The sequence below is a fragment of the Enterobacter cloacae complex sp. 277I4 genome (assembly GCF_050031465.1).
In the GTDB taxonomy this organism is placed as follows: domain Bacteria; phylum Pseudomonadota; class Gammaproteobacteria; order Enterobacterales; family Enterobacteriaceae; genus Enterobacter; species Enterobacter cloacae.
This window is the reverse complement of sequence record NZ_JBLGWC010000001.1, coordinates 3,718,726-3,730,684: the sequence shown is the minus strand read 5'-3', so window position 1 is coordinate 3,730,684 and position 11,959 is coordinate 3,718,726. Positions and strand designations below refer to the sequence as shown.

Annotated in this window: 9 protein-coding genes; 6 read left to right on the top strand and 3 right to left on the bottom strand. The window is 55.4% G+C overall.

Going from position 1 to position 11,959, the window contains the following annotated elements:
• Positions 1 to 96: 96 nt before the first annotated feature.
• From der to ACQG19_RS18140, 3 genes are all read left to right on the top strand, one after another.
• Positions 97 to 1,572 (top strand): ribosome biogenesis GTPase Der, encoded by a 1,476-nt coding sequence (gene der, locus ACQG19_RS18150; protein WP_023620376.1) that lies wholly within the window; start codon positions 97 to 99, stop codon positions 1,570 to 1,572.
• A gap of 296 nt (positions 1,573 to 1,868) precedes the next feature.
• Complete coding sequence (locus tag ACQG19_RS18145; RefSeq protein ID WP_058651804.1) at positions 1,869 to 3,413, top strand: peptide MFS transporter; 1,545 nt, start codon at positions 1,869 to 1,871, stop codon at positions 3,411 to 3,413.
• Between the two features lie 52 nt (positions 3,414 to 3,465).
• Positions 3,466 to 3,687, top strand: coding sequence for a zinc ribbon domain-containing protein (locus tag ACQG19_RS18140; protein ID WP_023620378.1), 222 nt, complete (start codon positions 3,466 to 3,468; stop codon positions 3,685 to 3,687).
• Here ACQG19_RS18140 and ACQG19_RS18135 read toward each other — a convergent pair.
• Together ACQG19_RS18135 and ACQG19_RS18130 are read right to left on the bottom strand one after the other, a co-directional pair.
• Positions 3,684 to 4,034: a protealysin inhibitor emfourin gene (locus ACQG19_RS18135; protein ID WP_048972584.1), complete on the bottom strand. Its 351-nt coding sequence runs from the start codon at positions 4,032 to 4,034 to the stop codon at positions 3,684 to 3,686. The two genes, ACQG19_RS18140 and ACQG19_RS18135, sit on opposite strands and share 4 nt — an antisense overlap.
• Positions 4,035 to 5,054, bottom strand: coding sequence for a M4 family metallopeptidase (locus ACQG19_RS18130; protein ID WP_023620379.1), 1,020 nt, complete (start codon positions 5,052 to 5,054; stop codon positions 4,035 to 4,037).
• 162 nt (positions 5,055 to 5,216) lie between these two features.
• On the opposite strand from ACQG19_RS18130, the gene ACQG19_RS18125 reads away from it, so the two are divergent.
• On the top strand, positions 5,217 to 6,350 hold the full coding sequence (locus tag ACQG19_RS18125) for an MFS transporter (RefSeq protein ID WP_038985669.1): 1,134 nt from the start codon (positions 5,217 to 5,219) through the stop codon (positions 6,348 to 6,350).
• Here ACQG19_RS18125 and xseA read toward each other — a convergent pair whose 3' ends face one another.
• Positions 6,351 to 7,724 (bottom strand): exodeoxyribonuclease VII large subunit, encoded by a 1,374-nt coding sequence (gene xseA, locus ACQG19_RS18120; protein ID WP_214453312.1) that lies wholly within the window; start codon positions 7,722 to 7,724, stop codon positions 6,351 to 6,353.
• A 159-nt stretch (positions 7,725 to 7,883) separates the two neighbouring features.
• Here xseA and guaB point away from each other — a divergent pair, with 159 nt between their 5' ends.
• Complete coding sequence (gene guaB, locus ACQG19_RS18115) at positions 7,884 to 9,350, top strand: IMP dehydrogenase (RefSeq protein ID WP_013098265.1); 1,467 nt, start codon at positions 7,884 to 7,886, stop codon at positions 9,348 to 9,350.
• 67 nt (positions 9,351 to 9,417) lie between these two features.
• Positions 9,418 to 10,995, top strand: coding sequence for a glutamine-hydrolyzing GMP synthase (gene guaA, locus ACQG19_RS18110; protein ID WP_013098264.1), 1,578 nt, complete (start codon positions 9,418 to 9,420; stop codon positions 10,993 to 10,995).
• The last annotated feature ends 964 nt before the right edge of the window (positions 10,996 to 11,959 follow it).

Genomic DNA, 11,959 nt, shown 5'->3' with positions numbered 1-11,959 from the left:
GTATACTAAACGGCTCCTGTTCACTCAGGAGCCGTTTTGACATTTTTAAAAACGCTGCGAAAGCGACGTTATTTTGAATTTTATGAGGCTTCAAACATGGTACCTGTGGTCGCGCTTGTCGGGCGCCCTAACGTTGGAAAATCCACTCTTTTTAACCGTTTAACACGCACCCGTGATGCGCTGGTTGCGGATTTCCCGGGGCTGACGCGTGACCGTAAGTACGGTCGTGCAGAGGTGGAAGGACGCGAGTTCATCTGTATCGATACCGGTGGTATCGACGGGACAGAAGACGGCGTTGAAACCCGCATGGCGGAGCAGTCTCTGCTGGCCATCGAAGAGGCAGACGTGGTGCTGTTTATGGTGGATGCCCGTGCTGGCCTGATGCCTGCGGATTCCGCCATTGCTAAACATCTGCGTTCGCGTGAAAAACCGACCTTCCTGGTGGCGAACAAAACTGACGGTATCGATGCCGATCAGGCGATCGCCGATTTCTGGTCTTTAGGTCTGGGTGATATCTACCCGATCGCCGCATCGCATGGCCGCGGCGTGACCAGCCTGCTGGAAACCGTTCTGCTGCCGTGGGTTGACGAAGTGAACCCGCCGGAAGAGGTGGACGAAGACGCGGCATACTGGGCGCAGTTCGAAGAAGGTGAAGAAGGCGAAGAAGAAGAGCCTGAAGAGACATTCAACCCGCAGGATCTGCCGATTAAATTGGCCATTGTAGGGCGTCCAAACGTAGGTAAGTCTACGCTCACTAACCGTATTCTGGGCGAAGAGCGTGTGGTGGTATACGACATGCCGGGCACCACCCGCGACAGCATCTACATCCCGATGGAGCGTGATGAGCGTGAGTATGTGCTCATCGACACTGCGGGCGTGCGTAAGCGCGGAAAAATCACCGATGTGGTGGAGAAATTCTCCGTCATCAAAACCCTGCAGGCGATTGAAGATGCCAACGTTGTGCTGCTGGTTATCGACGCGCGTGAAGGTATCTCCGATCAGGACTTGTCGCTGCTCGGCTTTATCCTCAATAGTGGGCGCTCACTGGTTATCGTGGTGAACAAATGGGATGGCCTGAGCAATGAAGTTCGTGAGCAGGTGAAAGAGACGCTGGACTTCCGTCTGGGCTTCATCGATTTTGCTCGCGTGCATTTTATCTCTGCGCTGCACGGCAGCGGTGTGGGTAACCTGTTCGACTCTGTGCGTGAAGCGTATGATAGCTCCACCCGTCGTCAGAGCACCGCTATGCTGACCCGCATCATGAACATGGCAGCAGAAGACCATCAGCCGCCGCTGGTGCGTGGCCGTCGCGTGAAGCTCAAATACGCCCACGCCGGTGGTTATAACCCGCCAATCGTGGTGATTCACGGCAACCAGGTGAAAGACCTGCCGGATTCCTACAAGCGTTATCTGATGAACTACTTCCGTAAATCGCTGGACGTGATGGGCACCCCTATCCGTATCCAGTTCAAGGAAGGGGATAACCCGTTTGCCAACAAGCGCAACACCCTGACGCCAAACCAGATGCGTAAGCGTAAGCGTTTGATTAAGCACATTAAGAAAAGCAAATAAGCTTTGCGATCTTACAAAAACCCGCGCCTGTCGCGGGTTTTTTTCGCCCATACAAAACGCCTGCCTTCCCTGTGTGATGTCAATCACTATTCGCTTTTAACCATGTTTAAATCTAAGAAAGTAGACAATCGTCGAATTTTCATCTTAAAGTCCAGGGTCTGGTACTAGACAAAACTAGCGCCTGGTTATCAAATGGTTAACTCATTTTTCGCCGCATGTAAAAAATCGGTCAGATACGTAACTGGCCGGCGTACGCGCGGTGCTTTCAGCACAACGACATACCTTTCGGGAGAATTATGCAATCCTCTGTTAATCAAAAAGAAAGCCGAACGTTCTTCGGCCATCCTTATCCGCTCGGTTCGCTGTTCTTTACCGAGATGTGGGAGCGTTTCTCGTTTTACGGCATTCGTCCGTTACTGATCCTCTTTATGGCCGCCACCGTCTATGACGGCGGCATGGGGCTGGCGCGTGAAAACGCCTCGGCGATTGTCGGTATCTTCGCCGGTACCATGTACCTGGCCGCGCTGCCGGGTGGATGGCTGGCCGATAACTGGCTCGGCCAGCAGCGAGCCGTGTGGTACGGTTCGATTCTGATTGCGCTCGGCCACCTGTCGATTGCGCTCTCGGCGGTGATGGGGAACAACCTGTTCTTTATCGGCCTGATGTTTATTGTGCTGGGATCGGGCCTGTTCAAGACCTGTATCTCCGTGATGGTCGGCACCCTGTATAAAAAAGGCGATGCGCGTCGTGACGGAGGATTCTCGCTGTTCTATATGGGCATCAACATGGGCTCGTTCATTGCGCCGCTGATTTCCGGCTGGTTGATTAAAACCCACGGCTGGCACTGGGGCTTTGGTATTGGCGGCATCGGGATGCTGGTGGCGCTGATTATCTTCCGCGTGTTTGCTGTCCCGTCCATGAAGCGCTACGACAGCGAAGTGGGCCTCGATTCCACCTGGAACAGCCCGGTGGTCAAACGCAACGGCGTGGGCGCGTGGCTGCTGGCGCTGGCGGTTGGGGTGGCGATTCTCGTCACGCTGATCGCCCAGGGGGTCATTGTGATTAACCCGGTCGCGGTGGCCAGTATGCTGGTCTATGTGATTGCGGCATCCGTTGCGCTCTACTTTATTTATCTGTTCATCTTCGCGGGTCTGACCCGTAAAGAGCGCGCCAGACTGCTGGTCTGCTTTATCCTGCTGGTTTCCGCTGCGTTCTTCTGGTCCGCGTTTGAACAGAAACCGACTTCCTTTAACCTGTTTGCCAACGACTACACCAATCGCATGATCGGTGATTTCGAAATTCCGGCCGTATGGTTCCAGTCGATCAACGCCCTGTTCATCATTCTGCTGGCACCGGTATTCAGCTGGGCGTGGCCGAAGCTTGCCACCATGAACATTCGCCCGAGCAGTATCACCAAGTTTGTTATCGGTATTCTCTGTGCGGCGGCGGGCTTTGGCCTGATGATGCTGGCGGCGCAGAATGTGCTGAGCAACGGCGGGGCAGGCGTTTCGCCGTTCTGGTTGGTAGGCAGTATTTTGATGCTGACGCTGGGTGAGTTATGTCTGAGCCCGATTGGTCTGGCTACCATGACCCTGCTGGCACCAGAAAGAATGCGCGGTCAGATGATGGGGCTGTGGTTCTGCGCAAGTGCGTTGGGTAACCTGGCTGCCGGTCTGATTGGCGGCCACGTGAAGGCCGACCAGCTGGATATGTTGCCAGATCTCTTCGCGCGTTGCTCCATCGCGCTGCTGATTTGTGCTGCGGTACTGATCGTTCTCATTGTGCCGGTTCGTCGCATGCTGGAAAATGCCCGGACGAAACCTGCCACTGAGGCGGTATAATCGATCCGCCGGGGCGACCGCTTCGCCCCGGCAACCTGCTTAAGGAGTTACTATGTCGATCGCCTGTCCAACCTGCCATACCGAGCTGGAGCCGCAAAACGGCGTGGCTTACTGCGAACACTGTCACAAAGATATTGCGCTCGAAGCCCGCTGCCCGGAGTGCCATCAGCCACTCCAGGTATTAAAGGCCTGCGGTGCGGTGGACTATTTCTGCCAGAACGGCCACGGCCTGATCTCTAAAAAACGCGTGGAGTTCGTCCCTGTCGGGGCTTAATCACACACGCAGCCTTCGCCTTTCTGCCAGAGTTCAACCAGCGATTCGGGCGCTTCCTGCTCCGGTACCAGCACAATAATATCGGTATACTGCGCTTCGTTGTGCCGGGTCCAGAAGATCTGGATACGAAAATAACGCTGGTCACCGCTGCCTGGTGACGACGTCTGACCAGGCGGTTGCCCACGCGGAATGGCTTGCTGCAGAATACTCACCACGCGCTGACGCTGCGCCTCATTGAGAGATGAGAGCGTGATGGTGCGCTGGCCGCTCAGCCTGGGAATAAAAGCGACGCCGCCTTCCCGGGCCAGCTCAACCACGGCGTCATCCGTCAGTTCCGGAACCTGCATTTACAGCACTCCCACCTGTTCCCAGGCTTGTCTTATCGCCGCCCCAACGTCGCTGCCCGAGCGCTTTTCGCCGTGGGCTATCGTCAGTTTTGCGAAGGCATCAAAATCCGCATCTTGTGGCAGATTGCGATCGCAAACTGTGTCGTACCAGGCATAACCCGCTTTTTCCCAGGCATACCCGCCGATTGCCGTTGCGGCCAGATAAAACGCCCGGTTGGGAATGCCGGAGTTCAGGTGGACGCCGCCGTTATCTTCACGCGTTTTGATGAAATCCTTCATGTGCGCCGGTTGCGGATCTTTACCGAGCAGAGGATCGTCATAGGCGGTGCCCGGCTCCGACATGGAGCGCAGCCCTTTGCCGTTAATCCCTTTCGCCAGCAGACCTTCGCCAATCAGCCAGTCGGCCTGGTCGGCGGTTTGCTTCAGGTGATACTGTTTAACCAGCGAGCCAAACACGTCCGACAGGGACTCATTCAGCGCACCCGATTGTTCAAAATAGATCAGCCCGGCTTCGGTCTCGGTAACGCCATGGCTGAGTTCGTGCGCCACAACGTCGATGGCAATGGTAAAACGGTTAAATATTTCCCCGTCGCCATCGCCAAAGACCATCTGCTGACCGTTCCAGAAGGCGTTCTGGTATTCCCGGCCATAATGCACGGTGCCGGTGAGGATCAGCCCTTTATTATCGAGCGAGTCACGCTGGTATTCTTTCCAGAAGAAATCGTGGGTGATGCCTAAATAGTCATAGGCTTCATCGACCGCCACATCCCCATTGGACGGCTGGCCTTCATAGCGCACCTGCGTGCCCGGCAGCTCCTGGGTCTGTTTCGCATCGTAGATATCACGCTCCAGCTGTCCGGCTTTGCTCACGTGCGGCGCGGCTGGTTTACCGGGCATGTGGGCCATCAGCGTCTGAACATGGGTTAAAGTCTGGCGGGCGCAGCGCTGCTGCGGCTCTGAACCGCTTTCGATAATACGACGAAGAATATAGGGGGGGATCACGCTGTGAATTCGGGTCATGCAACTCTCCTGTTTTCTGGCAATGCCGAAAAAAGAATCTTCTTAAGTGTAAAACATTAAACCGGTGCTGGTTGTAAGTCGGACAATTCGTCTCCTTAAAAACTGGCGCAACGCTTCACCACCGTTTAGGTTTTTTAAACGGCATTAACTAAGAGGAGCGTAATGAACAGGCAGACTTCGCTGAGCATAACCGGGTTTTCAATCATCGCGGTGACCTATGGTATGGCAAGGTTTTCGTGGGGCCTGATGCTGCCTGATATCCGCCAGGCTATCCCTTTCACCCCGCAGGTGGCGGGGTTTATAGCCTCCTGTAGTTATGCGGCGTATTGCATGTCGATATTTATGGCCTCTTACCTTATTGCGCGCGTAGGGCCTCGTTTGCCCGCCTTGCTGGCGGCCATCGCCGCCGCCGCGGGGTTGTTTATTCTCGCGACTTCGGCACATTCAACGATGCTGGCGATAGGTTTATTTATTGCCGGGCTGAGCTCGGGCCTGGCCTCACCGGCCCTTGCCGGGGCGGTTAATGACAGGATCGCCCCTGACCGTCAGCTCCATGTGAATACCACCATCAATGCCGGAACGAGCGGTGGGATCATTCTCTCGGTGCCCGTTCTGTTTTTCATGCCCGGGGGCTGGCGGGCAGCCTGCGTTGTGTTCGCCATTATGGCGCTGCTGTGCCTGCCGGCTTTGTGGCGGTATCTGCCGTCATCTGCGGCGAAATCCCGTGAGTCAACGCCAAAGGTGCTATCTATCGTACGCAAACCCGGCATGTTTCGGCTGCTGGGGATTGCCTTTATCAGCGGTATGGCCAGCGCCGCATGGTGGAGCTTTGGCCCGGAAATACTTATGCGTCACACGGAGCTGGATAGCGCAGCGACCAATGTTCTCTGGCTGATAAGCGGCGGGGCGGGGATTGTTGCCATATTTACCGGAAGTATGGCAAGGCGTATCGGCATGCGGGGGGTCTATCGTTTATCCCAGATCTTCATGGCCATTTCTCTGGCGGTTCTGACAGTAAGCCACGGTTTCTCCTGGTGGCTTATTCCGGCAGTGGCCATGAGCGGCGCGGGGTATGTGATTTTGTCCGGGGTATTGCTGGTGAAGGGGGCAGAGATCGCACATCCTTCACCTGCGGCTGGAGTCAGCCTGGCCTTTCTTATGCTGGCAGGTGGGCAGGTTGTGGGGGCTATCCTTTTTGGCCTGCTTCTGGGGTTAACGAGCGCAGTGGCTGCGCTGGCGATTTTTTCAGGCATGTCCTGGCTGATGCTAGCCGTCACGCCAGAGAGCCATCGCTGATTACGCCTTTTTACGGGCGCGAGGTTTTTTTACCGGCATCACGCCTTTCACTTCGCTTTCCACCCAGCCGTCCGACAGACGGGTGGTCAGCACGTCTCCGGCTTTCACCTGTTTGGTTTGCTTCAGCACTTTGCCGTCAGTGGCGGTGGTAACGCTATAGCCGCGTGCCAGGGTAGAAAGTGGGCTAACCGCTTCAAGATGGGTCACCGCATTGCCAAAGCGTTCGCGGGTGGTGCTAAGTCGTGCCCGGACAGTTTCTGCCAGACGATACTCCAGCTGCTGAATGCGCGTTTGTGCGCGGTAAATTTTCGGCTGCGGGTTTTGCTGGTTCAGGCGCTGCGTCACGCGCTGCTGACGCGACATCGCGCGCTTGAGCTGATTATCCAGCGCGAAGTTCATCCGCTGGCGCAGACGCTCCAGCACGGTTTGCTGACGCGCAAGGCGAAGCTGTGGATGCTGCTGCTGCAGGCGGTGATGAAGCTGGGTAAAGCGGCGGGTACGGTTAGCGAGGAAGTAGTCCATCGCCATCTCCAGGCGCTGCTGGCCGTTCTGGATCTGACGCAGCAGCTCCAGCTGATTGCGGCTCACCACTTCCGCCGCAGCAGACGGCGTAGGCGCGCGTAAATCCGCAACGAAATCGGCTATCGTCACATCCGTTTCATGCCCGACCGCGCTCACGATGGGAATAGCACTCGCAAAAATCGCCCGCGCCACGCGCTCGTCGTTGAAGCTCCACAAATCTTCCAGCGAGCCGCCGCCACGCCCAACGATTAATACGTCGCACTCATGACGCGCGTTCGCCAGCTCGATGGCACGCACAATCTGGCCTGGCGCATCGTCACCCTGAACAGCGGTCGGGTAGATGATGACGGGCAGGGAAGGATCGCGACGCTTGAGGACGTGCAAAATATCGTGCAGCGCGGCACCGGTTTTCGAAGTGATTACCCCAACGCAGTGGGCTGGTGAGGGCAGGGGCTTTTTATACTGCTGGTCGAACAACCCCTCTTGCGAAAGCGCAGCCTTAAGCTGTTCATACTTCTGCTGGAGTAAGCCTTCGCCCGCAGGTTGCATGCTCTCGACGATGATCTGGTAGTCGCCGCGCGGTTCATACAGCGTAATATTGGCGCGCACCAGCACCTGCTGGCCATGCTGAGGACGAAACGTCACGCGGCGGTTGCTGTTGCGGAACATGGCGCAGCGCACCTGGGCGGTGTCGTCTTTTAACGTAAAGTACCAGTGGCCGGAAGCGGGCTGCGTGAAGTTAGAGATCTCGCCGCTGATCCAGACCTGCCCCATTTCCCGCTCAAGCAGCAAACGCACCGTCTGATTCAGGCGGCTGACAGTATAAATTGAGGGGGATTGAGAGGATAACATGTGAGCGGGATCAAATTCTAAATCAGCAAGTTATTCAGTCGATAGTAACCTGCTGAGAGGTGAGTGCAAGGTTTTTTTATAAAAAAGTGTGGATGCAATCGGTTACGCTCTGTATAATGCCACGGCAATATTTAACCACCCAGGTCAGAGATATTGCCCATGCTACGTATCGCTAAAGAAGCACTGACGTTTGACGACGTCCTCCTCGTTCCCGCTCACTCCACCGTTCTGCCGAATACTGCCGATCTCAGCACGCAGTTGACGAAAACCATTCGCCTGAACATTCCTATGCTCTCTGCGGCAATGGACACCGTGACTGAAGCGCGCCTGGCTATTGCCCTGGCACAGGAAGGTGGCATTGGCTTTATTCACAAAAACATGTCTATCGAGCGTCAGGCTGAAGAAGTTCGCCGCGTGAAGAAGCATGAATCCGGCATCGTATCCGATCCACAGACCGTTCTGCCAACCACCACCCTGCACGAAGTGAAAGCCCTGACCGAACGTAACGGCTTTGCCGGTTACCCGGTGGTGACCGAAGAGAACGAGCTGGTGGGTATCATCACCGGCCGTGACGTGCGTTTCGTGACCGACCTGAACCAGCCGGTTAGCGTATATATGACACCAAAAGAGCGTCTGGTGACCGTGCGTGAAGGTGAAGCGCGTGATGTCGTCTTCGCAAAAATGCACGAAAAACGCGTTGAGAAAGCGCTGGTTGTGGATGCGAACTTCCACCTGCGCGGTATGATCACCGTTAAAGACTTCCAGAAAGCAGAACGTAAACCTAACGCCTGTAAAGACGAGCATGGCCGTCTGCGCGTTGGCGCTGCGGTTGGCGCAGGTGCCGGTAACGAAGAGCGTGTTGATGCGCTGGTTGCCGCAGGCGTTGACGTGCTGCTGATTGACTCCTCCCACGGCCACTCCGAAGGCGTTCTGCAGCGTATTCGCGACACCCGTGCGAAATATCCTGATCTGCAGATCATCGGCGGTAACGTGGCGACGGGCGCAGGTGCTCGCGCGCTGGCTGACGCAGGTTGCAGCGCGGTGAAAGTGGGTATCGGCCCAGGCTCCATCTGTACAACCCGTATCGTGACCGGTGTAGGTGTTCCACAGATCACTGCGGTTTCTGACGCGGTTGAAGCGCTGGAAGGCACCGGTATTCCGGTCATCGCAGACGGCGGTATCCGCTTCTCTGGCGACATCGCTAAAGCGATCGCCGCAGGTGCTTCCGCGGTGATGGTTGGCTCCATGCTGGCAGGGACTGAAGAATCCCCGGGTGAAATCGAACTCTACCAGGGCCGTTCTTACAAATCTTACCGCGGTATGGGCTCTCTGGGCGCGATGTCCAAAGGTTCTTCTGACCGTTACTTCCAGACCGATAACGCTGCTGACAAACTGGTGCCGGAAGGTATCGAAGGCCGCGTTGCCTATAAAGGCCGTCTGAAAGAGATCATTCACCAGCAGATGGGCGGCCTGCGCTCCTGTATGGGTCTGACCGGCTGTGGTACCATTGACCTGCTGCGTACTAAAGCGGAATTCGTACGCATCAGCGGTGCGGGTATCCAGGAGAGCCACGTTCACGACGTGACGATCACCAAAGAGTCCCCGAACTACCGTCTGGGCTCCTGATAAGTTTCCGCGCCCGGCTCATGCCGGGCGCTCTGTTTTTGTTTCACTTGCCTCGGAATTAGCGTCAATGACGGAAAACATTCATAAACATCGCATTCTCATCCTGGACTTTGGTTCTCAGTACACTCAGCTGGTGGCGCGTCGCGTGCGTGAACTGGGCGTTTACTGTGAACTGTGGGCGTGGGATGTCACGGAAGCACAGATTCGCGAATTCAATCCTAGCGGCATTATCCTGTCCGGCGGCCCGGAAAGCACCACCGAAGAGAACAGCCCGCGTGCGCCGCAGTATGTTTTCGAAGCGGGCGTGCCGGTATTCGGCGTCTGCTACGGTATGCAGACCATGGCAATGCAGCTGGGCGGCCACGTAGAAGGCTCCAACGAGCGTGAGTTTGGCTACGCACAGGTTGAAGTGGTGAACGACAGCGCGCTGGTGCGCGGTATCGAAGACTCCCTGACCGCAGACGGCAAACCGCTGCTGGACGTGTGGATGAGCCACGGCGATAAAGTGACCGCTATCCCGTCCGACTTCGTGACCGTTGCCAGCACCGAAAGCTGCCCGTTCGCGATTATGGCGAACGAAGAGAAACGCTTCTACGGCGTGCAGTTCCACCCGGAAGTGACCCACACCCGTCAGGGTATGCGCATGCTGGAGCGCTTCGTGCGCGATATCTGCCAGTGTGAAGCGCTGTGGACCCCGGCTAAAATCATCGACGACGCCGTTGAGCGTATCCGTCAGCAGGTTGGCGATGACAAAGTCATTCTCGGCCTGTCCGGTGGCGTTGACTCCTCCGTAACCGCGATGCTGCTGCACCGCGCTATCGGTAAAAACCTGACCTGCGTATTCGTGGACAACGGTCTGCTGCGTCTGAATGAAGCCCAGCAGGTCATGGACATGTTTGGTGACCACTTCGGTCTGAACATCGTTCACGTGGAAGGCGAACAGCGCTTCCTGGACGCGCTGGCCGGTGTCAACGATCCGGAAGCCAAACGTAAGATCATCGGCCGCGTCTTCGTGGAAGTGTTCGACGAAGAAGCGCTGAAGCTGGAAGACGTGAAGTGGCTGGCACAGGGCACAATCTACCCTGACGTGATCGAGTCTGCGGCATCCGCAACCGGTAAAGCACACGTCATCAAATCTCACCACAACGTGGGCGGCCTGCCGAAAGAGATGAAGATGGGTCTGGTTGAACCTCTGCGTGAGCTGTTCAAAGACGAAGTGCGTAAGATCGGTCTGGAACTGGGTCTGCCGTACGACATGCTCTACCGTCACCCGTTCCCGGGGCCGGGTCTGGGCGTGCGTGTGCTGGGCGAAGTGAAGAAAGAGTACTGCGACCTGCTGCGTCGCGCGGATGCTATCTTCATCGAAGAGCTGCACAAAGCTGACCTGTATAACAAAGTGAGCCAGGCGTTCACCGTGTTCCTTCCAGTTCGCTCCGTCGGCGTTATGGGCGATGGCCGTAAGTACGACTGGGTTGTTTCCCTGCGTGCGGTGGAAACCATCGACTTCATGACCGCGCACTGGGCGCACCTGCCGTATGACTTCTTAGGCCGTGTGTCTAACCGCATCATCAACGAAGTGAACGGTATTTCCCGCGTGGTGTATGACATCAGCGGTAAGCCACCGGCTACGATTGAATGGGAATGATTTTCTACCCGGAAGCTTCTGGCACTAACATGTTCTAAATTATCTCTAAGCCCGCGGATTGCGGGCTTTGTTTTGCCATGGCTGGCAACACCATGCATGGTTTGAACGTAGTATTTTGAGAAGAATGATTTATCGGCAAAACTATGGATTACACCTGATATCATGCTCCGCCAATTCAAAGCTAAAGATTAACGTTACAAAGAAGATAACCATGATGTTTATGTGTATTTCTGTTACCGCTGACCTGTCTCTTCTCGCTCGGAAAAGGATACAGGCAGTACTTATTCTGGATGATCGGGTGCTGACTGGTTCAGGTTACTACAATACTGGTTGAAATCTTGCTGAAATGGCGCATTCCGGGTCTGAAGTCAGAAAATGGGTCCACGAAGCTCCACAGTAGAAAACCCGGCTTTGCAATATGGGGAATGGCTGAAGCCGTAGCGCATTTTTTGTCCTCGCTGAAGCTGCGGGAGTGTCGTCCTTAAGCGCCTCCCATGCCCTGACGGGTGTAGACAGAATGGTCTGGGTTTCAAGAGGAAGCAGATATGACCATGAAAGGGCCAGTGATGTATAATCAATCATGACAAAATTAATGTCATGTGGAAATGTTAAAAAGGGAATTTATGAGTCATTTTTTTGGTTATACTCCGTATTTTGGTTGGGTATTCGAATTAACGTTCTTTTTTGTAGTATACGGACTGCCTGCTCTGGCTTTTCTTCTTTTGGTTTTTATGGTATTTAGATACGGTTCAAGGCTTGGGAAAATCTCACTAGCAGCGTTTATTTGTCTGGTTGCGGTTGTATTATACAGGGTATTTTCGAATTGATATGGTATCAGTCCCAGTAGATATAAAACGCTGTCTGTCCAGGTGATTTTAGGGAATTAAAAGAATGAAGAAAAGGCGACTGGTGCGGCTCGATGGCTGCATCCAGTTCTCACCGGAAGTGCGTCATGCGAGATCGC